This is a genomic window from Clostridium kluyveri DSM 555, from assembly GCF_000016505.1.
GTDB classification, from domain to species: Bacteria; Bacillota; Clostridia; order Clostridiales; family Clostridiaceae; genus Clostridium_B; species Clostridium_B kluyveri.
This window is the reverse complement of sequence record NC_009706.1, coordinates 3,490,801-3,515,594: the sequence shown is the minus strand read 5'-3', so window position 1 is coordinate 3,515,594 and position 24,794 is coordinate 3,490,801. Positions and strand designations below refer to the sequence as shown.

General features: G+C 30.6%; 26 protein-coding genes and 11 tRNA genes. 26 read left to right on the top strand and 11 right to left on the bottom strand.

Features of this window, described 5'->3' with window-relative positions; translation table 11 throughout:
• The first annotated feature begins 53 nt into the window (after positions 1-53).
• From CKL_RS16905 to gatB, 5 genes are all read left to right on the top strand, one after another.
• Positions 54-1,262, top strand: a complete 1,209-nt coding sequence (locus CKL_RS16905) for a patatin-like phospholipase family protein (RefSeq protein WP_012103796.1) — start codon at positions 54-56, stop codon at positions 1,260-1,262.
• 327 nt (positions 1,263-1,589) lie between these two features.
• Positions 1,590-1,859, top strand: a complete 270-nt coding sequence (locus tag CKL_RS16900; protein WP_012103795.1) for a hypothetical protein — start codon at positions 1,590-1,592, stop codon at positions 1,857-1,859.
• A 249-nt stretch (positions 1,860-2,108) separates the two neighbouring features.
• Entirely contained in the window at positions 2,109-2,396 is a 288-nt protein-coding gene (gatC, locus tag CKL_RS16895; RefSeq protein ID WP_012103794.1) for an Asp-tRNA(Asn)/Glu-tRNA(Gln) amidotransferase subunit GatC, read from the top strand.
• Positions 2,397-2,459: 63 nt separating this feature from the next.
• The gene (gene gatA / locus CKL_RS16890; protein ID WP_012103793.1) at positions 2,460-3,935 is read left to right on the top strand and encodes an Asp-tRNA(Asn)/Glu-tRNA(Gln) amidotransferase subunit GatA; all 1,476 of its coding nucleotides are present in this window, start codon (positions 2,460-2,462) and stop codon (positions 3,933-3,935) included.
• Positions 3,925-5,355, top strand: a complete 1,431-nt coding sequence (gene gatB, locus CKL_RS16885) for an Asp-tRNA(Asn)/Glu-tRNA(Gln) amidotransferase subunit GatB (RefSeq protein ID WP_012103792.1) — start codon at positions 3,925-3,927, stop codon at positions 5,353-5,355. The genes gatA and gatB overlap by 11 nt, the downstream gene beginning before the upstream one ends.
• A 154-nt stretch (positions 5,356-5,509) precedes the next feature.
• Here gatB and CKL_RS16880 read toward each other — a convergent pair whose 3' ends face one another.
• Complete coding sequence (locus CKL_RS16880; RefSeq protein ID WP_012620943.1) at positions 5,510-5,749, bottom strand: hypothetical protein; 240 nt, start codon at positions 5,747-5,749, stop codon at positions 5,510-5,512.
• Between the two features lie 156 nt (positions 5,750-5,905).
• Between CKL_RS16880 and CKL_RS16875 the strand changes: the two genes are divergently transcribed.
• On the top strand, positions 5,906-7,522 hold the full coding sequence (locus CKL_RS16875; protein WP_012103790.1) for a peptide ABC transporter substrate-binding protein: 1,617 nt from the start codon (positions 5,906-5,908) through the stop codon (positions 7,520-7,522).
• Between the two features lie 298 nt (positions 7,523-7,820).
• Here CKL_RS16875 and CKL_RS16870 read toward each other — a convergent pair whose 3' ends face one another.
• Both CKL_RS16870 and CKL_RS16865 read right to left on the bottom strand, forming a co-directional pair.
• Positions 7,821-7,979, bottom strand: coding sequence for a hypothetical protein (locus tag CKL_RS16870; protein WP_012103789.1), 159 nt, complete (start codon positions 7,977-7,979; stop codon positions 7,821-7,823).
• 163 nt (positions 7,980-8,142) lie between these two features.
• A complete protein-coding gene (locus CKL_RS16865) occupies positions 8,143-9,552 on the bottom strand; it encodes a hypothetical protein (protein WP_012103788.1) in 1,410 nt (469 codons plus the stop codon).
• A gap of 93 nt (positions 9,553-9,645) precedes the next feature.
• Between CKL_RS16865 and CKL_RS16860 the strand changes: the two genes are divergently transcribed.
• From CKL_RS16860 to CKL_RS16790, 15 genes are all read left to right on the top strand, one after another.
• Positions 9,646-10,635 (top strand): AIR synthase family protein, encoded by a 990-nt coding sequence (locus CKL_RS16860; RefSeq protein WP_012103787.1) that lies wholly within the window; start codon positions 9,646-9,648, stop codon positions 10,633-10,635.
• 45 nt (positions 10,636-10,680) lie between these two features.
• Positions 10,681-11,427, top strand: coding sequence for a ribonuclease PH (rph, locus tag CKL_RS16855; RefSeq protein WP_012103786.1), 747 nt, complete (start codon positions 10,681-10,683; stop codon positions 11,425-11,427).
• Entirely contained in the window at positions 11,427-12,035 is a 609-nt protein-coding gene (locus CKL_RS16850; RefSeq protein ID WP_012103785.1) for an XTP/dITP diphosphatase, read from the top strand. Before rph ends, CKL_RS16850 begins: the two co-directional genes overlap by 1 nt.
• A gap of 2 nt (positions 12,036-12,037) precedes the next feature.
• Entirely contained in the window at positions 12,038-12,508 is a 471-nt protein-coding gene (locus CKL_RS16845) for a metallophosphoesterase (RefSeq protein WP_012103783.1), read from the top strand.
• A 127-nt stretch (positions 12,509-12,635) separates the two neighbouring features.
• Positions 12,636-12,711 (top strand) — tRNA-Pro (locus tag CKL_RS16840).
• A 51-nt stretch (positions 12,712-12,762) separates the two neighbouring features.
• Positions 12,763-12,836 (top strand) — tRNA-Gly (locus tag CKL_RS16835).
• A gap of 5 nt (positions 12,837-12,841) precedes the next feature.
• Positions 12,842-12,918: transfer RNA gene (locus CKL_RS16830), tRNA-Arg, on the top strand.
• A 7-nt stretch (positions 12,919-12,925) separates the two neighbouring features.
• Positions 12,926-13,001: transfer RNA gene (locus CKL_RS16825), tRNA-Lys, on the top strand.
• A 10-nt stretch (positions 13,002-13,011) separates the two neighbouring features.
• Positions 13,012-13,087: transfer RNA gene (locus CKL_RS16820), tRNA-His, on the top strand.
• Between the two features lie 6 nt (positions 13,088-13,093).
• Positions 13,094-13,168, top strand: a tRNA-Gln gene (locus CKL_RS16815).
• Between the two features lie 2 nt (positions 13,169-13,170).
• Positions 13,171-13,246 (top strand) — tRNA-Lys (locus CKL_RS16810).
• A gap of 40 nt (positions 13,247-13,286) precedes the next feature.
• Positions 13,287-13,370 (top strand) — tRNA-Leu (locus tag CKL_RS16805).
• A 69-nt stretch (positions 13,371-13,439) separates the two neighbouring features.
• A tRNA-Gly gene (locus tag CKL_RS16800) sits at positions 13,440-13,514 on the top strand.
• A gap of 18 nt (positions 13,515-13,532) precedes the next feature.
• A tRNA-Gly gene (locus tag CKL_RS16795) sits at positions 13,533-13,606 on the top strand.
• A gap of 27 nt (positions 13,607-13,633) precedes the next feature.
• A tRNA-Arg gene (locus CKL_RS16790) sits at positions 13,634-13,710 on the top strand.
• An 87-nt stretch (positions 13,711-13,797) separates the two neighbouring features.
• Here the strand turns inward: CKL_RS16790 and CKL_RS21650 are convergent.
• Complete coding sequence (locus CKL_RS21650) at positions 13,798-13,923, bottom strand: hypothetical protein (protein WP_278184429.1); 126 nt, start codon at positions 13,921-13,923, stop codon at positions 13,798-13,800.
• A gap of 254 nt (positions 13,924-14,177) precedes the next feature.
• On the opposite strand from CKL_RS21650, the gene CKL_RS16785 reads away from it, so the two are divergent.
• From CKL_RS16785 to CKL_RS16770, 4 genes are all read left to right on the top strand, one after another.
• Positions 14,178-14,459, top strand: a complete 282-nt coding sequence (locus CKL_RS16785; protein WP_012103781.1) for a hypothetical protein — start codon at positions 14,178-14,180, stop codon at positions 14,457-14,459.
• Positions 14,460-14,780: 321 nt separating this feature from the next.
• Positions 14,781-15,137: a hypothetical protein gene (locus CKL_RS16780; protein ID WP_012103780.1), complete on the top strand. Its 357-nt coding sequence runs from the start codon at positions 14,781-14,783 to the stop codon at positions 15,135-15,137.
• 408 nt (positions 15,138-15,545) lie between these two features.
• Entirely contained in the window at positions 15,546-15,740 is a 195-nt protein-coding gene (locus CKL_RS16775; RefSeq protein WP_012103779.1) for a hypothetical protein, read from the top strand.
• Positions 15,741-16,028: 288 nt separating this feature from the next.
• Positions 16,029-16,226: an alpha/beta-type small acid-soluble spore protein gene (locus tag CKL_RS16770; protein WP_012103778.1), complete on the top strand. Its 198-nt coding sequence runs from the start codon at positions 16,029-16,031 to the stop codon at positions 16,224-16,226.
• A gap of 102 nt (positions 16,227-16,328) precedes the next feature.
• Here CKL_RS16770 and CKL_RS16765 read toward each other — a convergent pair whose 3' ends face one another.
• From CKL_RS16765 to CKL_RS21025, 7 genes are all read right to left on the bottom strand, one after another.
• A complete protein-coding gene (locus CKL_RS16765) occupies positions 16,329-16,715 on the bottom strand; it encodes a hypothetical protein (RefSeq protein WP_012103777.1) in 387 nt (128 codons plus the stop codon).
• Positions 16,716-16,906: 191 nt separating this feature from the next.
• Complete coding sequence (locus CKL_RS16760; protein ID WP_242649506.1) at positions 16,907-17,779, bottom strand: IS3 family transposase; 873 nt, start codon at positions 17,777-17,779, stop codon at positions 16,907-16,909.
• Positions 17,749-17,952, bottom strand: coding sequence for a hypothetical protein (locus CKL_RS16755; RefSeq protein WP_049759135.1), 204 nt, complete (start codon positions 17,950-17,952; stop codon positions 17,749-17,751). The genes CKL_RS16760 and CKL_RS16755 overlap by 31 nt, the downstream gene beginning before the upstream one ends.
• A 184-nt stretch (positions 17,953-18,136) precedes the next feature.
• The gene (locus CKL_RS16750) at positions 18,137-18,832 is read right to left on the bottom strand and encodes a flavodoxin family protein (protein WP_012103774.1); all 696 of its coding nucleotides are present in this window, start codon (positions 18,830-18,832) and stop codon (positions 18,137-18,139) included.
• A 2,030-nt stretch (positions 18,833-20,862) separates the two neighbouring features.
• Positions 20,863-21,564: a methyl-accepting chemotaxis protein gene (locus CKL_RS16745; RefSeq protein WP_012103773.1), complete on the bottom strand. Its 702-nt coding sequence runs from the start codon at positions 21,562-21,564 to the stop codon at positions 20,863-20,865.
• 194 nt (positions 21,565-21,758) lie between these two features.
• Complete coding sequence (locus CKL_RS16740) at positions 21,759-22,610, bottom strand: HAMP domain-containing protein (protein WP_012103772.1); 852 nt, start codon at positions 22,608-22,610, stop codon at positions 21,759-21,761.
• Positions 22,611-22,895: 285 nt separating this feature from the next.
• Positions 22,896-23,072 (bottom strand): hypothetical protein, encoded by a 177-nt coding sequence (locus tag CKL_RS21025; protein WP_012103771.1) that lies wholly within the window; start codon positions 23,070-23,072, stop codon positions 22,896-22,898.
• 413 nt (positions 23,073-23,485) lie between these two features.
• Between CKL_RS21025 and CKL_RS16735 the strand changes: the two genes are divergently transcribed.
• Positions 23,486-24,688: a DNA polymerase IV gene (locus CKL_RS16735; protein WP_012103770.1), complete on the top strand. Its 1,203-nt coding sequence runs from the start codon at positions 23,486-23,488 to the stop codon at positions 24,686-24,688.
• The last annotated feature ends 106 nt before the right edge of the window (positions 24,689-24,794 follow it).

Genomic DNA, 24,794 nt, shown 5'->3' with positions numbered 1-24,794 from the left:
AATTAATTTGTCCTCTTATTTTTAAATTATTTCATGGGAAGGATGCTGTTATAATGATTGGATTAGCTTTAGAAGGTGGAGGTGCAAAAGGGGCTTTTCATATGGGAGCCACAAAGGCATTTATTGAAGAGGGATACAAATTTCATGGTATAGTAGGTACGTCAATTGGAGCAATTAATGGTGCAGTTATTGCTCAAGGTGATTTTGAAAAGGGATATAATTGGTGGACTAAAATAGATATATCTACAATATTTAATCTGGAAAAGATTCATATGCAAAAATTCATGAATAGAAATATAGATAAAGAAACCTTAATCTATATATTATCAGCAATGAAAAATATAATAGAAAATAGAGGTATCGATACAAAAAAAATGAGAGAAATATTAAATAATATTATTGATGAAGATAAATTAAGAAAATCAAAAATTGATTTTGGAATGGTTACAGTTTCTATATCAGATTTTAAACCATTAAATCTTTACAAAGAGGATATACCAAACGGCAAGATGATAAATTATTTGATGGCAAGCGCCAATTTTCCTATATTTAGAATAGAACCTTTGGATGATAGATATTATATAGATGGCGGTTTTTATGATAACTGTCCTATTAATCTTCTTGTAAAAAAAAAGTATACAGAAATAATAGCTATAAGAACTTTGGGTATAGGTCCTGTACAAAAAGTTAAAAATAAAAATGTAAAAATAGTGAATATTATTCCTTCTGAAAGTTTAGGCAGAGTTTTAAATTTTGATAATGATCTTATTCAAACGAATTTAAAAATGGGATACTGTGATGCTATGCGCTTTATTAAAAAACTTAAAGGAAGGAAATATTATATTGAATCTATATATACTGAAAAAACATTCTTTTACAAATTATCATCTATGTCTAAGAATACGATAGATAATTTAAGTATAATTATGAAATTGCCTTCAATGGATCCATTGAAACTATTATTTGAAAGAATACTTCCAGATATATCTAAAATTATCAATATCCAGGCTTTAGCTAGCTATGAAGATATTGTAATAGGAATTTTAGAATATATGGCAGAAAAAAGACAAATAGAAAGATATAAAGTTTATACTTTGGATGATTTCATAAAAGTTATTAAAAATGTTAACTTACAGAAAGTAAGCGATTCAAATAAATTAACTTTAGATATTATAAAAAAGATAAAACTAACATCAACAACATATCCTAAGGAAATTATATTAGAACAAATAGGAAATGAATTATTGGGGGTTTTTGAATAAGTTAAAATTTTGATTTATAGACCAAAATATGAGAAGATTCCATGTCAAAGTTTTTAATAAAGTGCGCTTTTTTGTCAAAACAATTTTTTAATATATTTATTGCAAATAATAAATATGATAATTTAATTATTTAAAAGATTTTGGGAATACTATTGTAAAAGATTTAATCAAATAATTTTCAGGCATACAAAATTAGTAATTAATATTAATAATAAATTTTTAAAACTATATATAAATATTTACAAAACAATAAAAAAGGATTATTATAAAAATAGTTTAATTTTTAATTTACAGTTAAACTTTGGTATAAGACTTTGGAGGAGAGATATGAAAAATACAATAAATTTATTAGGATGGATAGGGGTTATATTTACTATTCTTGCACTAATATTAACGCTCCTTACTACATATCAGTTTACTTATGTAAAATATTTTAGCGACTATTATACACTGCAATGGAGTATATTTACTACAATGATAATATGGGCTATAAACATGATAGTTTCTAGAACAAGTTTTAAAAATGTAATATATCCCTTGACATGTGTATTAATAGCTTGTGTAACTATGTTTTTTATGTATATGAAAGTTTACTAAAACTAAGAGACAATCTAAAGAAAGATTGTCTCATTTTTTATCCGAAGGCTGGAATTAGCTAATATCCTAGCTTCTCGAAAGTGATGATAAGTACGCTGACCTATGGATGAGTTCTTCCTTTAAAGGATAACGTATTCTAAGTGCTAAAGACACTAAAAATACTGTTAATAAGATTCAGATGGAGAAGAGCATTCCTTATATGCAAACTTCATCTGACCTAAGAATCACTTGATGTGAAAGGAGGATTTTATGACCATTACAATAAAAGATGTGGAGTATGTATCAAATCTGGCCAGATTGGAATTTGAGGAAAAAGAAAAAGTAAAACTTGTAAAAGATTTAAATAAAATATTAGAGTATATGGAAAAGTTGGATGAGCTTTATACAGAAGAAGAGAATATAATTGTAAATCCTTATTATATGGAAAATAAATTCAGGGAAGATATTTTAGAATCTTCTTTGGATATACAGTGGGTACTAGATAATTCTCCTGGTAACTTTCAGGAATATATAGTAGTGCCTAAGGTGGTAAAATAATTCCAAAATAAGATATGTTGAATCTAAGAATCACTTGATATGAGATAGGGGTGATTGAATTATATGACAATAACTGCACATAAATTAAAAGATATGATAAAAAATAGAGAAATAAGTGTAGAAGAAATTGCAAGGACCTATCTAGATAGAGTAGATGAAGTAGATGGTAAGTTAGGAGCTTATTTATATGTAGCATCAGAAGGTTTATTGCAAAAGGCAAAGGAATTAGATAAAAAAATAAGCAGAGGTGAAATTTTAGGAAAGCTTTTTGGTATACCTATTTCTGTGAAAGATAATATAAGTGTAGAAAATATGCAAAATACCTGTGCTTCTAGAATGTTAACAGGATATATATCACCTTATGATGCACATGTCGTAGAAAAAATAAAGTTTCATCAGGGAATAATTATAGGTAAAACTAATATGGATGAATTTGCCATGGGTTCTTCTACGGAAAATAGTTCTATAAAACTCTCTAGGAATCCGTGGGATCTGAATAGGGTGCCAGGAGGGTCTTCAGGAGGTTCTGCAATCTCAGTGGCAGCAGGAGAAGCTGCACTATCCATTGGTACCGATACAGGAGGTTCTATAAGACAGCCTGCATCTTTTTGCGGAGTAGTGGGTTTAAAACCAACCTATGGTAGAATTTCAAGATATGGGGCGGTTGCATTTGGTTCCACCCTAGATCAAATAGGAACTATAGCAGCAGATGTAGAAGATTGTGCACTTTTAACTGAGTGTATATCTGGAATGGATAAAAGGGATTTTACTACAGCAGATATGGAAGTACCCAAATACAGTAAAAGCTTGAGCAAAGATATTAAGGGAATGAGGATAGGGATACCTAAAGAATATTTTGGAGAAGGATTGAATGATAAGGTTAGGAAATCTGTAGAAGAAGCAATTTTGGTACTTAAAGAAAATGGAGCACAGATTAAAGAATGTTCAATTCCATTATCAGAATATGCACTGGCAGCTTATTATATAATTGCAAGTGCTGAGGCTTCTTCTAATCTTGCCAGATTTGATGGAATAAGATATGGTTATAGATCGAAAAACTTTAAAGATGCAGTGGACATATATTTTAAATCCAGAAGCGAAGGATTGGGCAGTGAAGTAAAAAGAAGAATAGTTCTTGGAACTTATGTACTTTCTGAAGGATATTATGATGATTATTATAAAAAAGCTCTAAAGGTTAGAAAACTTATAAGAAATCAATTTGAAGATATAATGAAGGAATTTCATGCAATTATCTCTCCCACGTGTCCCACTACAGCTTTTAAAATAGATGAAAAAAAAGAAGATGTGATGGCAATGTATTTGTCGGATATTTATACTGTACCGGCCAATATAACAGGTATACCTGCTATATCTATTCCCTGTGGCATGGTAGATGGTCTTCCAGTAGGACTTCAGATTATGTCTGGTTATTTTAGGGAGAACATACTTTTTAATGTAGCCTATAGTTTTGAACAATCCACTAAATGGCATAGTATTACTCCAGATATACAAAAGGAGGATAGAAACTATGGAATTTGAAGCTGTTATTGGTCTTGAAGTCCATGTAGAACTTTTAACAGAGACTAAAATATATTGTGGATGCAGCACTGCATTTGGAAGTGAACCCAATAAACATGTTTGTCCTGTATGCCTTGGGCTCCCAGGCTCCCTTCCAAGGCTAAACAAAAAAGTAGTGGAATATGCTATAAAAGCAGGACTTGCTCTTAATTGTTCTATAAATAATAAGAGTAGAATGGATAGAAAAAATTATTTCTATGCCGATTGCCCTAAAAATTATCAGATAACTCAGCAGGAAATACCTATTTGCAGGGAAGGTTTTATTGAGATAAGAAATCACTTGGGTGAAAAGAAGAGAATAGGTATTGAAAGAATACACATGGAAGAGGACGCAGGAAAACTTATACATACAGATGAAGGTACATTGATCGATTATAACAGAGCGGGAATACCCCTTATAGAGATAGTGTCAAAACCAGATATTAGGACTTCAAAGGAGGCAGTTTCATATCTTGAAGATTTAAGAAATATACTTAAATTTATAGGAGTATCAGATTGTAAGATGGAACAGGGTTCCCTCAGATGTGATTGCAATATATCCATAAGACCCAAGCATAATCTGAAATTGGGAGTAAAAACTGAAATAAAGAATATGAATTCTTTCAAGGCGCTTGAGAAGGCCATCCAGTATGAGTATAAAAGACAAAGTGATTTAATAGAATCAGGAGAAAAGGTAAGGCAGGAAACTAGAAGATGGAATGATGCCAAAAATGTAACTGAAGTTATGAGAAGCAAAGAATATGCTAATGACTATAGGTATTTTCCGGAAGGGGATTTGACGGCCATAAACATTTCAGATAATTATATAGATAACATAAGAAAAACTATTCCAGAACTTCCGGATAAAAAGATAGACAGATTTGTTGAAGAATTTAAAATTTCTAGAAAGGAAATAGAAATTTTAATTTTAAATATGGAAATAGGAGATTTTTTTGAAAATGCAGCTAAATTAAGTGGAGATCCAAAGTCCGTTTCCAACTGGATTACAGGGGATATATCAAGGCTTGCGAAGGAAACAGGAATTCCTTTAAATAACTTAAATTTTACAGAAAGAGATTTAGCGGAGTTGATTGAATTTATAAATTGCGGTGTTATTTCCAATAATATAGGTAAGAAGGTCATTGAGGAAATGTTTTATAAAGGCAAAAGTCCCAGACAAATAATACACGAAAAGGGATTTGTTCAAAATAGCAGTAAAGAGAAAATTTTAAAAGTTGTAAAAGAGGTTATGGAAGAAAACCCAAAGTCCATTGAAGATTATAAAAAGGGCAAGAAAAAAGCAGTGAAATTTATGATAGGTATGGTCATGAAAAAGACCAAGGGTAATGCCAATCCTATGCTTGTAAATAAATTAGTGGAAGAAGAAATAGGTAAATATTAAATTTCATAAGAATAAGAGACTTATCCGAACGCTGGAATTAGCTAATACTCCCATCTTCTTCAAAGTGGTAGATAAGCACTGCTACGCGCCTGGATAAGCTTTTCTAAGGTTCAGATGGAGATAAGCATTTCTCTATAGCAAACTCCATCTGAACCTAAGAATCACTTGATTCTTTAAGGTCTCTTATTTCTTCTTCTTGCTCTATTATGTTAATATCTTTCTTTATAAGCATATGCATATATTGAGTTATTTTTTCCAAAAGATAATTTTTATACTTTATTTGAGATAGTGTCTGTTTAATTATTATAAGTCCCCAAATTAACACGAATATTATAGTGCACATAGTTAAAATACCAAATATCTCTATAGCAAGTATCATTTTATATTCCTCCATAATATTAATTTTAAGGACAATATCGCCGCTTAAATATACGTGAACATTATATCATAAAAAAAAGATATTAAAAATATTATAATACAATTTGTTTATTTTTATGGTTAAGTGACAATAATTTAATTAGTATCCCATAGATAAGATGAGGAGAAAATTATGAAAAAACTTATTTACGTGATAATAATTGTATCAGTGATTGGTGTGATTTCTATAACTTTAAGCGGAGGGGCACTGGAGAAAAAAACTAAGGAAATTCAGACTAACAGCTATAAAAATAGTTTAGTATATAATTTAGGAGAATTACCGGATGATTTAATAATGTTGGATTCAGATAATGTACGGCAAAAGGATATACTTGCCAATGCATTTGAAGGTTTGGTAAGTAGTGATGCTAATGGAAAGATAATTCCGTCTCTGGCAGAAAGCTGGAGTGTAAGCGATGAAGGAACCAGCTACACTTTTAAAATAAGAAAAAATGCAAAATGGAGTAATGGAACTGATATAACTTCATATAATTTTGTGGATTTCTTCTCTCATATATTAAGTGTAAATGTAAAAAATATATATGGGGCTCAATTAGATTGCATTTTTGGTGCGGAAGATTATAGAAAGGGTAAATGTGATTTTAAAAATGTAGCTGTTACTGCTATAGATAAAGATACTTTATCTATAAGGTTAAATTATCCTTGTAATTATTTTTTGAATATACTTGCTCAACCTATATATTCACTTAGAATTATTGATTACAAGATTATAAATTGGAAAAAATATTATAATTCCATATTGTATTCAGGGAGTTTTACTATATCTAATGTGTCCGATGAGCAGGAAATAACTTTAAAGAAAAATTCTAAGTATTGGAATGCCAGTAAAGTAAAAAGTAATACCATAGTAGTAACTTCTTTAAAAACCAGTGAAAGTGCACTGGCGGGATTTGACAATTACAGGATAAATATATTTACAGACCCTCCTTTAGGAGAAATTGAAAACATTGAGAAAAAAGACAAATATATAACTGACACTGAATTAAAGGGTACGGGAATAGTTTTTAATTTAAAAGGGAAGGGTATTGTAAGTAATGTTAATTTTAGAAAGGCAGTATCCCTTTCTATTGATAGGAATAACATAGTTAAAAATATATTGAAAGATACGGTAACACTGGCAAATTCATATATACCTGGTTGTGTGGACAATGGATTAGAGAGTAATTTCATAAATAAATCTTTTTTCTCAGAAAGTGCCAATGAAGAGGCAGCTTTAGAGGTTATGAAAAATTTAGATTATAATGACGAAAAGAAATCTTTAAAACTTATATATGTAAATTCAGTTGAAAATAAAAAGGTATGTGATGAGATAGCAAAAAATCTAAAAAAGTATATAAAAATAAATGTGAAATGTGTAGGATATGATTTAAACTCGTTTAATAATGAAATAAAAAATGGCAATTACGATATGGCAGAAATATATTATGAAGGATATTATAATTATCCTCTACCCTTTTTTCAAATATGGCAATCTTCTTCTACATATAATTTATATGGATATAGTAATATAGAATTTGATAATAAGTTCACTGGTACAGTTTTTGAAAAAGATGTAAATAAAAAGGTGGAAATGTTTAAAGACATGGAAAACTTATTGCTCGAAGATATGCCAATAGTACCTATATATTTTAATAAAACGGTTATTGTTACAAGAAATTATGTAAAAGATGTATATACTAATAAAATGGGCAATATAAAATTGGATAAGGCTTATTTGTGGAAAAATTAAATTATGTAAAGTATTTTTAAAAAGGATCTTATTTTATATTTATCTGAATGCTGCCAGCCCTAATATTCCTACCTTCTTCAAAGTGGGAGATAAGCATTTCTAACGCATCTGGGTAAGTTCTTCCCCTAAAGGATAACGTATTCTAAGTGCTAAAGACACTAAGAATACTGTTAATAAGGTTCAGATGGAGATAAGTATTTCCCTATATCAAACTCCATCTGAACCCAAGAATCACTTGATGAGATCTTATGTCAAATTAGAAATGTAGATCAATTTTAAATAACTTATCCCCCATATTTTAAAGATGAGTAGATTCATTATTGGATTTCTTTTTAGGAGTAAAATATATGCAGTTCGTTTCTAAAGAGGAAAGGCTCGTAATAGGAGTAACGTAGTTTAAAGTACATTTTCCGTTTTTTTCATGAACACAATTTTCAGAACAATTAATATCCATCATTAGGTATCACCCTCCTTATAGAAGCTGGATGAATTTAAGGGATTATAAAATATTTTAAAAATGGTTTTTTGTTGATTATTCTTATATACTTAAGGTGCTTGTACTTTAGGTTATATTATTATGTCCTAAAATTATAAAATTTATTTCTAAAAATATATTTAATCTATACATTTAAAGGCGATTCTGGCTTAAAAAAATGTATTACAAGGAAAAATATGAACATATTTTTATAGGTATCGAAAGAAGCCTTTATAGATTTAAAATTTTCTTTTTTTCTACTGTAAGTTACATATTTAGCAAAAACAGGGGCTACTTCGCAGGATTCTGGCGAAGGAATCGAAGATGGTCTGAAATTTTGTTCTTCCAATAAATCTTCTGATTTAAGGGAAAAACTCCTATATCTTTCTACATCATTTAAATTAGGGGTTTCAGGCCAACTTAAAATTATACCTGAATCGATTAGTTGACGTTTAAAAATATCTAGCACTACTAAATTATTTTTATTTTCATCTCTATATAAAGCTGTATCTATCATAAAAACCATAAGATAAAGCATAATTTCAAGAGATGTAAATTCTATATTTTTTTTGGATGTATTTTTTATAAACAATCCTTTCTCTGCATCATAGAGTTTTAAAAGTCTTTCAGATATAAATTTTGCATTATCTTTGGATTTCATAATATTTGTGTTTCTATATATTAAAGTATAGTTTATATAGTTTAATGCATCATTTTCCACATCTATGTTTTTTAATATACTGGATTGGGAGTTTTCTTTATAATACTTTTCAAATAAAAGTTCGGATATGTCTAATATTAAGTCTTTACATTGATTGTCTTTTGAATAATTATAAAATATATTTAAACCAAAGCATAATTTTGTAAGTTCTTCAAAAGATAAATCGTATAGTTCTTCTTTTGAATTAATAAGCATATTTAAAATGTCAAAAGAAAAGTTTTTAAATTCTTCTTTTTCTTCATTTTCAAGAAGGAGACTGCATTTGTAATAAGCAGCCATCAAAAGAGCTTGAGATGAGAATTTGAATTTTTTGTTTTTTTCTATGAATTTTAAATCCTCAGGAGCAGAATTGCTTTCATGTTTTTTGTCAATAAAAATACCTTGTACGTTTCTAAAATGTAAAGCATAAAATTCCAGTTGATTTTTACATATTAAATTGTAAAGTGGTTTTAAATTGTATTTATTCTTATCTATGTTATAAAAAGAGGTATAGTAGTCTGAAAGTTCCAGCAAGCACAAGGTCATAAATGCATTGCTATCTATGTTTATTTCTTTTTTAAATTTATCCTCATTCCAACAAAGTTTGTTATCCATGTTTATAAGGATAGGATTTGCTTTTCTATATATACATAGAAGTGGAGAAACATCTTTAAATGTGGTAATATCAAAGTTAGATATATTTTTTGTGTTTAGTTCTTTGATTGGGGTAAAAATTCCACACTTTGAATGTAATACAATTTCTTTTAAAGATTCTTTTGAGAAATAAAATAATTGATGTTTAATATTATAGGGGTTTATCTTATTAATTCTCAAAAAAGGTCCTATATATTTCAAAATATTTACACCTACCATAAATTAATCCTTATATAAATAATATGAAGTAGGATGAAAAATAGTTCTTATTTATTTTAGAAAGGAAGAAATTTTATGAAAGCTGGAAAGCTAGACTGGAAAGATTTAAAAAGTATAATAGATAAAAATAGATCTGTTGAAAGAAATGATGTTAGAGTAAGAAGTGGAATAGGAGAGGATTGCAGTGTAATAAATTTTGGGGATAAAGAGTGTGTTGTTTCCACGGATCCTATTACTGGAGCCAATATAAATAGTGGAAGACTTGCAGTACATATAAACTGTAATGATATAGCATCTTGTGGGATTGAGCCGGTAGGCCTTTTGGTTACAATACTTTTGCCTGAAGGAGCTTCTTTAGAGGATATAAATAGACTTATGGGAGAAATTAGTGACGAAGCTAAGAAGTTAAATGTGGAAATTTTAGGAGGACATACTGAAGTAACCAGTGCAGTGAATAAAATAGTAATATCCTGTACTGCCATAGGAAAAGGTGATAAGGGAAAAGCAGTATCTACGTCAGGAGCAAAAGAAAAAGATGATATAGTGGCAACGAAATGTTTATGCTTGGAAGGTACTAGTATTATAGTGAATGACTATGAAGATAAATTGATTGGTTTACTTACTAAAGAAGAGATAAATGAAGCTAAGAATTATATAAAACAAATAAGTGTGGTTAAAGAGGGAATATTATCAGGAGGATTTGGAGTTAATTCTATGCATGATATAACAGAAGGAGGAATACTAGGGGCTCTATGGGAAATTGCCGAGGCCAGTAGAGTTGGTTTTAAAGTTTACAAAGATAAGTTACCAATAACTAAGATAACAGAAAAAATATGCGGTCATTATTTAATAGATCCCTTAAAGTTAATTTCATCGGGAAGTATGCTTATTACAACTCCAAAAGGTGAAGAATTAGTTCGCATGTTGGAGAATGAAGGTATTAAAGCTTGTGTTGTGGGAGAAATTACTAAAGGTGGATATAAGCTAATTTGCAATGGCGAGGAAGAGGAAATAGATGCTCCTGGAAGAGATGAATTATTTATATTAGAAGAAAAATTAAAATAATTAGGGTATAATTGAAGAATATAGTTTTAATTGTGGAGGTAGAATATGAGAGTCGATGGTAGAAAATGTAACCAAATTAGACCTGTAAAGATAACCAGAAATTATACAAAATATGCAGAGGGCTCTGTATTAATAGAAAATGGAGATACAAAGGTAATATGTACCGCTTCTATAGAGGATAAAGTACCGCCTTTTTTAAAAGGGAGAGGAGAAGGTTGGATTACCTGTGAGTATAATATGATTCCTAGAGCTACCCAAGTAAGAAAGGCTAGAGATATAAATAGAGGTAGAATTGACGGGAGAACTATGGAGATTCAAAGAATAATAGGCAGGGCTCTTAGGTCCGTGGTAGATTTAAGGGCCATAGGAGAAAAAACTATATGGGTTGATTGTGATGTGATCCAGGCAGATGGAGGTACCAGAACTGCATCTATATCCGGTGCTTTTGTAGCTTTGGTTGATGCTGTGAATAAACTTCACAAACAAAATCCTTTTACTATATATCCTATAAGAGATTTTGTAAGCGCTGTAAGTGTGGGAATAGTAAATGATACAAGAATGTTGGATTTATGTTATTTGGAAGATTCTAGGGCTAAAGTAGACATGAATGTAGTGATGACAGATTCAGGAGAATTTGTTGAAATACAAGGCACAGGAGAACAAAATCCTTTTACCAGGGAAGATTTAAAAGAACTTTTAGCTTTAGCAGAAAAAGGAATAAAAAGTATGATTAGTGCACAAAAGGATAGTTTAAAAATGGATTCTCTATGGATAGGAACAGGTGGGGAGTAATGAAAAAATTAATAGTAGCAAGCAATAATGTTAATAAGATAAAGGAAATAAAACAAATACTTTCTAAATATCCAATAGAAGTTATATCTATGAAAGAGGCTAACATAGATATTGATATTGTAGAGGATGGAACTACATTTCAAGAAAATGCTTATAAAAAAGCTAAAACTATATATGACTTGCTGAAAATTAAGTGTATGGTACTGGCAGATGATTCAGGTCTTGTGGTAAGGGGGCTAGATGGAAAGCCGGGGGTATATTCTGCAAGATTTGCAGGGGAACATGGAAATGATAAAAAAAATAATGAAAAACTTTTAAAACTTTTGGAATATAAAGGCTATGAGGATAGAAAGGCTAAATTTGTATGTGCAATTACATTAATAATAAATGACAGTAAAGCTCTAGAGGTCCAGGGAGAAATAGCGGGTATAATATGTGAAGAAGAAAGAGGAACCAATAGATTTGGATATGATCCATTATTTTATATACCGGAATATAACATGACCTTTGGGGAAATGGATTCTATACTTAAAAATTGTATAAGTCATAGAGCTATGGCGTTAAAAGAGTTGGAAAAGGAAATGAGGTACCTTATGAAGGAGGTATAAGTTTGCATATAGGGGTAGTAAGTGATACTCATAGGTATAAAAAGTTCATAAATAAAGTTGTGGATGTACTGTATAACACAGAACTAATTATTCATTTAGGAGATAATGTTCAGGATGTTAATGAAATAAAAAAGATTTATACAGGCTCTATTATTAATGTAAGTGGTAACTGTGATTTTAATGTAGATGCTCCTGTTGAGAGATTAGAAATCATAAGTGGCAAAAGGTTCTTTATAACTCACGGACATAGATATGATGTTAAATATAGTTTATCTAGGCTAAAATGCAGAGCCTTGGAACGGAAAGCTGATATAGTTTTATTTGGACATACTCATATATCACAAATAGTTTATGAAGAGGGAATATGGTTTATTAATCCAGGAAGTCCCTCTGTACCTAGGGATGGGTTCAATAGTGTTGTAACTATAGATATGCAGAAAGGAATTGTAAGTCCAGATATTAAAGGAATTTAAAGAAAAATAAAAAAACTAGAAAATAGGTATTGACGAATTAATATATATCGTGTAGAATAATTAATGTCGTCAAGAGTTGTAGGTAATTTTTAGTTTAAGGTATTAATACTTTTAGTACTTTTAACGTCGGGGTGTGGCGCAGATGGGAGCGCGCGTGGTTTGGGACCATGAGGTCGCAGGTTCAATCCCTGTCACCCCGACCATTTGATTCTAAGTAAACTGTCCAGATTTAGTTTGCTTATGAAGCGATTTGTGCGGGTGTAACTCAATGGCAGAGTGCTAGCCTTCCAAGCTAGTTATGAGGGTTCGATTCCCTTCACCCGCTCCAGGCGTGCGTCTTTAGCTCAGTTGGATAGAGCAACGGCCTTCTAAGCCGTGGGCCAGGGGTTCGAATCCCTTAAGACGCACCATAGATATGCGCCATTAGCTCAGTTGGTAGAGCATCTGACTCTTAATCAGGTTGCCCGGGGTTCGAGCCCCCGATGGCGTACCAAAATAATACGGTGAGCGTAGTTCAGTTGGTAGAGCGCCAGATTGTGGTTCTGGTTGTCGTGGGTTCGAGTCCCATCGCTCACCCCAGTTTAATGGGATGTAGCCAAGTGGTAAGGCAGTGGACTTTGACTCCACCATTCGTAGGTTCAAATCCTGCCATCCCAGCCAATGGTTTACTAGCTCAGTTGGTAGAGCACATGACTTTTAATCATGGTGTCCGGGGTTCGATTCCCCGGTAAGCCACCAGTTGGTATCTTAAAGTATTTGACCTATGTTTGTTTTAAATGCAGGTGTGGCGGAATTGGCAGACGCACTAGACTTAGGATCTAGCGCCTATGGCGTGGGGGTTCGACTCCCTTCACCTGCACCAATTTTATCAATAATGTGTTTTTATTATAGCTGGTTAAGATAGTGTGGAAAGTATACGTTTATATATATTGCGGGAGTGGCTCAGTGGTAGAGCGTCACCTTGCCAAGGTGAACGTCGCGGGTTCGAATCCCGTCTTCCGCTCCAAATAAAGAAGAATTCTATGCGGGTGTAACTCAATGGTAGAGTGCTAGCCTTCCAAGCTAGTTATGAGGGTTCGATTCCCTTCACCCGCTCCATTTGTATTTTTAGAATAAAATTAATAAGCACCCATAGCTCAGTTGGATAGAGTGATGGACTTCGAATCCAGAGGCCGCAGGTTCGAGCCCTGCTGGGTGCGCCAATATCAAGGCTTTTGCTTATATGTAAGGGTCTTTTTTAATGCAAAATAACACAACCAGTAACATAATAATAAAGAAAGATAAATACCCTATATGAGATTATCAGGTATTAATTTATTGTTCTGAATGTCACCTATAAAAAGTATATAGTTAATATAATCGTTATAATTGTCGTTATTATATATGAATCTAATTATTAAGGATTTACTTTTCAAAATCACACCCCCTCTTTCACTTTTGCATCAGGTGATTCTATGACTCTTGTTATGAATTATCTTTATAGTTTCTAGAAGGTTCTTATTTTTATTATATAGGGATTCTTAGTGTCTATCAAATTGGAGTAGGGTCATTTGCTTTTACAGACGAGAATACGCAACCATATAGAAATATAACTATAATTGAATTTAAAAGACCTGGAAGAGAAAACTATACTGATGAAGAGAATCCAATTAGGCAAGTTAAGGAATATATGAATGATATTATAGAGGGGAAAATTAAAAGTAAAGATGGAGAATTCTTAAGCGATACCGAAAACGTTAGATTTTTTTGCTATATTTTATGTAACATTGACAGCAAAATGAGAAGATATGCAAAACTTGAAGATTTGAAGAAAACTCCAGATAGTATGGGGTATTATAAATATATAGATTCATATAAAGCATATATGGAAATCATCCCTTATAACAAACTAATTCAAGATCCACAGAAGAGAAATAAAATACTATTTGATAAGTTGTTTAACCAGATGTAGAATATATTGTTGTTACAAATAGCATAATACTTGGAAATATAGTATTATGTCAAATTAAGGATTTAGAAAGCCCCAGGGGTAATCCTAGGGCTTTCACCAATTAGAACAACAATAAGTGACTTTAAAGTATCTTTATGGTATTAAGCATTATACTCAACTTACTATATTTAAAACAAAAGAGAACTATATCTTAAATTTATTTACATATATTATAAAATAGTATATTTTATTTTTATAAGGTTAATATCCTTAAGTATTCTTTATTAGGATATAATACTATATTTTCGAAAAATAAGGGATTGAACATAGATTGAAATTTCTATGAAATGGGTGAAGTCGATTGGGAATTTTAAAAGGTGGATTGAATATTATGAGGAAAAAAAGAGAGCATTATGCACTCAGGTGACGAATGGCATTGTTACGAAAGTTAAAAATAAAGGACTGGACTTTTCTACAATAATAACCGTTTGCTATATAGTTGATTCTGTTACTTACCAAATAAGTGAAAGCTTAAAGCTGAAAAGCAAAATAATAAGGTGGGGTATTATTCCGGTAGGCCAAAAAAAGTATCCTGTTATACCAGAAATATCAGAAGGAAGTACGGTGCGGGTAAATTACAATCTTGCAAATCCGGCTGAGGCTTTTATTACTGATAATATTGGTATTATAAATTGTTAATTTTGGAGTCGTTTATTTTATCCAATTTATCAAAAATATTTTTAGAAACTATAAGTTAATTTTAAATTGGAATTTCTATTTTACATAAAAAGCTTAAGGGTATACTTTATAAAGACTGTATAAAAGGATTGAGAAAATTGAAAGGTGATGTTAATTAATAGAATATTTGTAATATATTGTTTTGTTTGTTGAAATAATTATGTTAAATAATTTTAGAGAGGCAATTAAAAATTTGTTTATACAAATATAAAAAATACATAAATTTATTATCTTTAAGATATTACCATTATTATGCTATAATGTATTTAATAGTAATGATTCATGTTATATAGAATTCCCCCTTTTTATCATTACTGTATGAGTGATTACAGGGATAATAAGTTGGCACAATGAAAGGGGGTAATGTGAATGAACTTTTTCTTTTTGTGCATTGTAGTGCTTTCAATTACAGAGATATTGAGTTTATGTATTATTTCAGTTTTCTGCTATAAACAAGATAAACTTAAAATGTTTTTTGAAAGTAAGAACAGTATTTCGAAAAATAATATTTTGACGGGTATTAAAGTTAAAATAGATAAACTAAAGAAAGAAAATAACAAGTAACTTTTGGGAGAAGTCACTTGTTCATATATAGGTTCTTTCTCGTATAACATGATTTTATAAATTTACAGTTTCTCTGTAATCACTCACCTACATACCTTATTATTATATTATAATTGAAGTAAAAAATATACTTATTTATGATATTTTTTATTAGTTTAATTGTTATTGCTTAATTTATTTTAATAAATATTGTTAAAAGATCATTCAATTACCTAGAGTATTTTTTTATAGAAATGTACAAACTTTAAGTATAAGAAGTAAAGATTACTATGTAAAGGAGTGTTGATTATGACACGTAGCAGTAATAATTTGGTAGTTCCACAGGCTAGAGAAGCTTTAAATAGATTTAAGATGGAATCAGCTAGAGAGGTAGGAGTAAATCTACAAAATGGATATAATGGAGATCTTACTTCAAGAGAAGCCGGCTCTATAGGTGGAAACATGGTTAAGAAAATGGTTGAAGCTTATGAGCAGGGTTTAAGATAAAGTATGATAATAAGAGCCTAGTGGGAAAAAGATCCTACTAGGCTTTTTAAATTTTGATGTTTAATAAATTACACGTTCAAGTAAAAGAAGGAATTGAAATAACTACTTCAAGTCTTTATTTGAACCCTGCCATCCACTATGAGTGAGGTTTTCATTGGGCTGAACACCATGAGACGGATTTTCATTAGATGGCATTTTACCCTGATTAGGGCTTACGTGAATAGGAGTGATACCTAATATTGCGCTATAGTGAATACGAAGTTGTGCCTGACCAAAGTGTGTGAATACAGTTAAAGTTACTACACCTGTAAGCCCGTCATGACTATCTATACAAGCTGTGATTGTGCCATGCCATTTAAGGCGGATAAGTACAATTCGGCCAATATGCTTTTGTACTGCTTCAGGACTAACATTTGATTTTCTAAAATAGTTACCATAATCATCATAGTAGTCGTCATAGTAATCAAAAGGACAATAATAATTTTTCAATGTTCATTTTCTCCTTATATTTATTATTTCAATATTTATGTTATGTTAGTATAATATTTTTGGGAATTGATTATTAATAAAGTTTGGTAATAAGAATTAGTGAAATAATTACTAAAAAGCCCTAGGCTACTGAGGTGACCCCTTAAAGTTAGACTTTATTGCGTATCAGTTTTTACTGGTACGCAATTTGTTTATGCAATATTAAGCCAGATCCTATATTCTACAGGACTCATCCAGTTTAATGATTGCTTAATTCTTCGTTCATTATAATATCGTATATATTCTTCAATAGCAGATTTCAACTCATCGTAACTATAATAAACAACACCATAATACATTTCTTGTTTCATAATCCCAAAGAAGTTTTCCATTACTGAATTGTCATGGCAATTCCCTTTACGTGACATACTTTGATATATTCTGTTTGCTTCTAAAGCGTGTGCATATGCCTTCATCTGATAAGTCCAACCTTGGTCAGAATGAAAGGTTCTGCGATACTTGCAGTCAGCAGTTATTTCTATGGCTTTATTTAAAGCATTCATTATATTTACTGCGGAAGGATTCTGTGAAATTCCATAACTTATGATCTCTCGATTATACAAGTCCATAAATGGGTCAAGATAAAGTTTCTTTATTGCCATTCTTCCTTTTTCATCAACCTCGTAATACTTAAATTCAGAAGTATCTGTAGTGATCTTTTGATATGGAATACTCGTGCCAAATCGACGACGAAGCCTGTTTGGTGTGACCTTACCCACCTTACCTTTATATGAGCTATATTTTCTGCTCTTTCGGGTAAATGAAGTTACCTGAACTCCCAATTTCTGAACAATCCGTTGTACTTTCTTGTGATTCACAGCTATCCCTTGTTTCTGCAATTTACCATAAATTCGTCTATATCCAAAATCTTTATGTTCTTTACGAATCTGAAGAATTAACTGTTCTAGTTCCTCATCTGGATTTTTACGATTAAATCTTTGTTGCCAGTACATATATGTGGCTTTCGGATAACATGTAATTGCGAGAATATCTTTTAATTTGAATTCTCCTCGGAGGCTGTGGATGATTCTCGCTTTTTGTTCTGAGGTATTCCCTCTAAACGCAGCCTCCTCGGTTCTTTTAAATAGGCATTCTCGATTCGTAGTTTAAGATTTTCTTCTTCAAGTTGTTTAAGGTATTCTGCATCTGTATTTATTTTTCTACTCTTATCAGAACTAATATCTTTCGGTTGTGCCACTTGTGGTCGCCGCCCTTTCATTTTGGGTTTCAAGGCATCAGAACCAGCTATTCCGTAATCATTTACCCACTTGCTTATTAATGAGAGATACGATAGAACTGAAGCTAAAATTATGTTACCTCAACTCTACAAATTGAAATTTTACGAGCAAAGATTTGGTTATAATCAATATAAAAACGATCATTTATACCTTTATCCAGCCCTTATCAACCCAATACTGGTTATCAACCGATAATGTTTTTTCTTTTTTTGCAACAGCCTGATGCATCATTTTACTTATGATGAACTTCATGCTTACTTTTATTCCCTTATGTGCTGTACGTGTTTCTTTATATTTTTCGGCAATCTTTTTAGTTTTTCTGATAATAATATTTTTACGCTTATCGGATAGCTCATTCCAAATAACACCTTCAAGCAATCCTATGCCCAACTTTTTAATGTCAGAGATACCGAGCCAAGATAGACTTGTTGCAATGTCTTTTTGTGCTTCACCGTTAAATACACCGATAGCATTTGTCAAAATTACAGCTCTTTTATTAAACATTCTTTCATCGGGCCTATGTACTATCCAATGTACACACAAATGATCAAGCAAAGTTTTCATCTGTGCAGTAGTTCTTAGTGCATAAACAGGAGATGCAAATATAAGCAAATCAGCATTCAAAATAGAACTCCATATAGGCATAACATACTCTACGTGAGGGCAAAATTGTTCACTTTTAAAAAAACATTTTTTACATCCACAACAAAAATGAGGCAAATCTTTTGGTAAATAAAATTCTGTTATTTCATTTCCATCACGCAAAATCTCTAAAAAACTTTCTTTTATATGGTAGGTACAACCTTTTATTTCGGTTCCATTTATCACAGTAATCTTCATATTATTCAACTTCCTTAAAATATAATTTATTTTCCTGTTATAAAAATAACCTGTATATAAAATTACTATTTATTCAGTTATTTTATATCTTTCATAAGTCGCATTGATTTACAACTATGATGCAAATTGAAAAATATAGTTAAAGAGGGGAGTTTAATATTCCTCTCTTCATATTTATAAGACGTACGATAGTGATTAAACTAGCATTTATATTTTTCCTTAAAAATATCCTATCATGTAACGGAAAAGAAATATATGCATAAATATTGTAAAATATAAGGGAAGTTTAATTAAAAACTCTAAGTTAAAATTAACAAGAGAAATGTCTTAAAAACCGTTGAGTTATCTATGAATAGTACTAATTTTATTTAGCACATTTTTAACACACTAGGTATATATACGTATCAATATTTATCATACTTTATAGTAAAATAAATGTGTTAAATTAAGTATTATCGAGAGATGTGAATAAATATATAAAATTATAGTTATTAAAAATACGAATCCAGAGGCTGCAGGTTCGAGCCTTGCTGGGTGCGCCATAAAGTATTGATAACACTGAATTTCGGTGTTTTTTATTTTACCCTAAATAAAAATTTACCCCTCTTTTTACCCTTATAGATTTTTATAAAAGAAAAGGAGTATTATTTTATCTTCATATTTTCATGTGAATCATCTAATTTTGATGCTGATTTTTTCTTCATACCTTCCTAATACATGAGTATATATTTAGGGTGGTAGATATATTACTATGGCCGAGTGGTTACTGAACTGTCTTTGGTTCTTATCCTAATTCAAATAACTTAGTAGCGGAAGTATGCCTTAAATATTGAATTTATAACAGTACACAATCTGTACTTTATCTATTTTGGCATTATGTATTGACTTTAATAGTGCGTATTGTATCATCTCCCTTCTTAAAGGGATAGCGATATCAGTTGCCCATATGTAAACTAATCGAATTCTACACCGCTGGCTTAACATAATTATATAATAAGAACAATATTTTACTTATAGATACGATAATAATAAATGTATGTCTTAGGAAAAAGTAGAGGAAATGCTTAATGTCACAGGGACTAAGGCTGGGGACATTGAGTATAGGGCTATGAATAACTTCAAATATAAAGAATCGTATTGATTAAAGCGAATAAAGTAATAATGATAGGATTTCTGGTGTAAAATTTTTTTGAGATGTCATATTGGCATATTTATTTATGCAATTATATTAGTTTTTTAGGAGTTTTGTTTATGATTTATGGATTGAAAAAAATCAATGATTTTAAAATAAGTATATATTAATTTTAAACAGCTTCTTTTTGTTCACAAATAGTTAATCATTATGCCATTAAGTTGTAACAAATACTACTTATAATCATAAGTACATTCAGTGGACAAGTACCAATGTTGAATAAGTAGTTTATAAAGTATGCCCCCTTAAGCGTAAATATAAACTGGTGTCTGTAGTTGCAGGGCACTTAAAACTCAAATGCAACTGCCACAGGATAGTATAAGTTTAGACTCCTTTAAAATAATGTTATTAAAAATAGGCACCGTCATTTAGGTGCTTATTTTTATATCTTTTAACATACGCATAATGATATCATAACAATTAGCAAATATAATACATAGTAAAGTATATAATATCCAAAGCATTGAAAATATTTAGACCAGTGTCTGTGGTTGCAGGACACTATAAGTTTAAATGCAACCATCATAGGTTTATATAAATTACTGCACCCTTAAAATAAAAGAATATTGAAAATAAGCACTTATCATTATTAGGTGCTCATTTTCATTTTGAAGGTTCAATTAATGGAGTATTGTGGATAATGTGAATAACCTGTGGATAAGTTGTTGATAACTTGTGGATTAATAGGGAAGTAAGAGGTATGAAGATAAGGAAAATTATGAAAGAAAAACTAAATAGAGATAAATAGGGGAGAGGCGAATACCTCTCTTTTTATGCATATACACCTGCTTCAACTTATCTAAATGTTGTGCCCCAAACAAGATTACACAATTATTAATCATACTTTAAATTTATTTAGTGACTTATGTAAACTATTTGACATCTCCGCAAGATGATTAATAGAGGATGCCACCTCTTCAACAGAAGCTGTCTGTTCTTCAGTTGCAGAAGCAACTTCTTGCGTATGAGCGGCATTTTGTACTATTAATGTTACTATATTTTTTACAGACTTCTCCACGAATGTTGCATTTGCATTAATTTCTCTTGTTTCATTGGTCATTTCTTTTATTTTATTAGTCATTTCAAAAACAGAGTGTTCTATGAGGTTAAACGAATCCTCTGTAAGTTTAAGTGAAATTGCCTGTTCTTCTATTGAAACCTTTGTATTAATTGCTTCATCAACAGCTTTTTTAATATCTGTTTGTACTTCTGATATTAAATTATTTATTTTTTGTGCAGACTCTTTTGAGAGTTCTGCCAAATTTTTTACTTCATTGGCTACTACAGTAAAGCCCCTACCAGCTTCACCAGCCCTGACCGCCTCTATGGAGGCATTTAAAGATAATAGATTTATCTCCTCTGCAATATTATTAATGAATTCCACAACCGTTCCAATTTCACTTGATTTTGCAGATAGGCCAGAGATTACATCTGTTACATTTTGTGATGCTTTTTCAGTATTGGACATTCTATCACTTTGATGTTTCAAATTTGCAGTCCCATTGGTTACAGTTTCTATTGCATTATTTACAAGTTCCATAATACATATTGTATTTTCAGTTATACGATTTAACCCTTCTACGACACCATTGACAGATTTATTGCTTTGTTCAGCTAAGTCAGTTTGTTTTGAGACACTTTCAGCTAAGTTGGTAATATTGTCTGAAATTTCTATAGCTGTTTTGCTAACATCATCTGTGCTTTTCGTTATTACGTCAGAGGAAGATGCTACAATTATACTTGTATACTTGTCTCTTTAGCTTTATGAATCAAGTTTCTAATTCTGTCAATAAATCTATTAAACCTTTCAGTAAGTTGATCTAATTCATCTTTTTTATATATTTCACCCCTAATGGTAAGGTCTCCATTTTCTGCTTGTTCCATTAATATCTTAAATTGTTCTATAAACTTTGTAATATCTTTATATGTAAAAATAATCAAAATAGTAAAGAAAATAATTAAAATGATGCCAAGAATTGAAATAGAAATCAAATTTCTACTAAAGTTACTTGTATCAGTATCAGACTGTTTCATCATTTTTTCCGTTTCCAGCTTTGATTTATCTTGTATTTGTTTTACTAATAAATCCATATCATCAGTAGATTTTCTATCAATACCTTTTACCAATCCATCTACTATCCGGTAGCTTTCTATACTATTTTGGTCATAGCTTTGAATTGCCTTATTATATTTATCATAGAGTTCTTTATGATTGTTTAATAATGTACTAACTGAAGAAGTATCCATACCTTGTTTTGTCATATCTTCTTTAAGTTTTAATAGCTGTGACTGAACATTATCATTTTCCTGTGAAAACTGAGAGTAATACTTCTTGAAAGATTCAGGGTCGTAACCTCTTAGTAAGATATCTTTCCATTCTTGTACCTGTTTTTTGAAATCAACTTGAGCCTGTCTTGCTATATCAACCATATTGATATATTCAGCAGTTACTTGTAACCTATTTTTATGTCTTTCATTAAAGTTTTTAAAGGTAATCCATGACAAACTGCTGATAATCAGTGTAAATGCTATAATAAATCCTATTAATGCATATAGTCTTACGCTTATTTTTTTACTGTCTTTCATCTTAATCTACTCCTGTCTAAAAATAATTAATGCTTTATTTCCTTACCCATTATATTATAATAATACAGATTTGTAACGTTATCATTGCATATTCCAATAGTTATGTCACAAAATTTTATATTGTAAAATAAGTATATATTTATTTTAAATAGGTCTAGTAAATGAAAAGGCGTGTGGTCACTATGAAAATAGATAGAATACTAGAAAATGTATTTTAAGGTTCTGCTATTTGCGGCGAAAACAAATGACAGTCTGGAATCCATGAAAAAAGAACCTGCTAAGGTTCTATAGAAATAATATAATTAATATAATCATAGGAATAGCTGTACATAAAACTAATACTATAGGTGATATGTCATCTTCTGGTACAGGGTCAGTAATTTTATCTAACTCTTCAGTTGGTTGTACTATGCTATGATTATTTTCTGTTGATTTTTCTTCCAGAGGATCTAAGTTTGTCATAAATATATAGCCCCCTTTATGATGATTTCATATCTAGATAAAAGTCTCGCTTTAGCAATTTCAGTATTTAAGCATACGTTTACACTGGTGTTCGTATTTTCGTATTTTAGTAAGAACTTAAAGTAGTTTACTAAATTCTTCATATAATATAATATGAAATTATCGTTATTTTGTGAATATTCTTTAAATTGTTTATAAATATTTCTCAAAAGTTAAAGTCATTTGAATGAACCGTAAATTTATAGCTTGTAAGTAAGGAAGTAACTATATTGAAAAATGTGTGCTAAACTATTAAAATTGTAATTAGAATGTTGTTACATAAGCAGACTGTTGAAAAGGGTGACAAATTAGGATAATTACAATGATTTAGAATAACCATATAAAAATTAATTTTAAAATAAGTAGGTGTAACTGTGCATAGGGTAATTTTTCTTGTAGATATGAATGCTTTTTTTATAAGTTGTGAATCAACAAGACATCCTGAAATTATTGGCAAACCTGCTGCTGTAGCAGGGGATCCCAAGAATCGGTCAGGTATTATTCTAACTGCAAATTATGAAGCACGAAAGTTTGGAGTTAAAACAACTATGGTTTTACATAAAGTATTAAAACTTTGTCCTAATATAATAATTATTCCTCCTGATCATTGTTTTTATAAGCAGAAGTCCAAAGAAGTTATGGGAATACTTTCTAAATACACTCCTGTTATTGAAAAAAATAGTATTGATGAAGCATGGCTTGATATGACGGGCTGTGAAAGAATCTTTGGAAGATCCTATCAAACAGCAGAATGTATTATGAAACATATTAATAGTGAGCTGGGATTGGATTGTTCTATAGGCATATCTGAAAATAAATTCCTGGCAAAGATGGCCTCTCAAATGAAAAAACCTCTGGGGATTACGAAACTTTGGAAAAAGGATATTGAACTTAAATTATGGCCGCTGCCAGTTGAATTTATGAATGGTATAGGGAAGCAAACTGCACGAAAGCTCCGAGAAATGAAAATTAAAACTATTGGAGAACTTGCCAACTTTGACAGAAGATATCTTATAAAAAAATTAGGTAAAGTAGGGGCTGAGATTCATCAATTTGCCAATGGAATTGATGTTTCACCAGTAACACCTCATTCACATAAGGATGTAAAGTCTATTGGCAAATCAATCACATTGGCTCATGATATTTCAGATATAGAAAGTGCAAAAGTTATTCTTATGGAACTTTCAGATAAAGTTGGAATGACTGCTCGTAAATATAATAAAAAAGGGCATACAGTACAAATTAATATTAAATATTCCAATTTTCAATCCATTACCAGGCAAAGAACTATAACGGAAACTTATCTGGTAAAAGAAATTTATTCTGCAGGAATTGAAATGCTGGAGAAAAACTGGAATGAACGACTACCGGTACGGCTACTGGGTATAAGCCTTAGTGGATTTTCAAAATATAATGAAGATGAACAGATATCTATGTTTAATATGCTGGAAATTGATAATGAAAAAAGCAGTGTACGCAAGATAGACAAAATAGAGGCTGCTATTGATAGCATACGTAAAAAATATGGTGATTCCATAATTAAGTCAGGATCATTGATAAAAAAAAGTAAGAATTAATTTTAATTAAGTAAAATATAAATAAGTATTTTCAAAGTATAAAAATTTGCTTTGTGAATATATAAATCATATAATTGACATAAAAAATTTGCAATGTTATACTTTG

Coding starts and splice junctions, on each gene's coding strand:
- CKL_RS16875 (WP_012103790.1), top strand. CDS start 5,906: ATGAAAAAACTTATTTACGTGATAATAATTGTATCAGTGATTGGTGTG.
- CKL_RS16850 (WP_012103785.1), top strand. CDS start 11,427: ATGAAAAAATTAATAGTAGCAAGCAATAATGTTAATAAGATAAAGGAA.
- gatB (WP_012103792.1), top strand. CDS start 3,925: ATGGAATTTGAAGCTGTTATTGGTCTTGAAGTCCATGTAGAACTTTTA.
- CKL_RS16745 (WP_012103773.1), bottom strand. CDS start 21,564: ATGGAACTTGTAAATAATGCAATAGAAACTGTAACCAATGGGACTGCA.
- CKL_RS16870 (WP_012103789.1), bottom strand. CDS start 7,979: ATGATGGATATTAATTGTTCTGAAAATTGTGTTCATGAAAAAAACGGA.
- CKL_RS16740 (WP_012103772.1), bottom strand. CDS start 22,610: ATGAAAGACAGTAAAAAAATAAGCGTAAGACTATATGCATTAATAGGA.
- CKL_RS16900 (WP_012103795.1), top strand. CDS start 1,590: ATGAAAAATACAATAAATTTATTAGGATGGATAGGGGTTATATTTACT.
- CKL_RS16880 (WP_012620943.1), bottom strand. CDS start 5,749: ATGGAGGAATATAAAATGATACTTGCTATAGAGATATTTGGTATTTTA.
- CKL_RS16775 (WP_012103779.1), top strand. CDS start 15,546: ATGAACTTTTTCTTTTTGTGCATTGTAGTGCTTTCAATTACAGAGATA.
- CKL_RS16770 (WP_012103778.1), top strand. CDS start 16,029: ATGACACGTAGCAGTAATAATTTGGTAGTTCCACAGGCTAGAGAAGCT.
- CKL_RS16860 (WP_012103787.1), top strand. CDS start 9,646: ATGAAAGCTGGAAAGCTAGACTGGAAAGATTTAAAAAGTATAATAGAT.
- gatC (WP_012103794.1), top strand. CDS start 2,109: ATGACCATTACAATAAAAGATGTGGAGTATGTATCAAATCTGGCCAGA.
- CKL_RS16785 (WP_012103781.1), top strand. CDS start 14,178: ATGAATGATATTATAGAGGGGAAAATTAAAAGTAAAGATGGAGAATTC.
- CKL_RS16780 (WP_012103780.1), top strand. CDS start 14,781: ATGAAATGGGTGAAGTCGATTGGGAATTTTAAAAGGTGGATTGAATAT.
- rph (WP_012103786.1), top strand. CDS start 10,681: ATGAGAGTCGATGGTAGAAAATGTAACCAAATTAGACCTGTAAAGATA.
- CKL_RS16905 (WP_012103796.1), top strand. CDS start 54: ATGATTGGATTAGCTTTAGAAGGTGGAGGTGCAAAAGGGGCTTTTCAT.
- CKL_RS21025 (WP_012103771.1), bottom strand. CDS start 23,072: ATGACAAACTTAGATCCTCTGGAAGAAAAATCAACAGAAAATAATCAT.
- gatA (WP_012103793.1), top strand. CDS start 2,460: ATGACAATAACTGCACATAAATTAAAAGATATGATAAAAAATAGAGAA.
- CKL_RS16750 (WP_012103774.1), bottom strand. CDS start 18,832: ATGAAGATTACTGTGATAAATGGAACCGAAATAAAAGGTTGTACCTAC.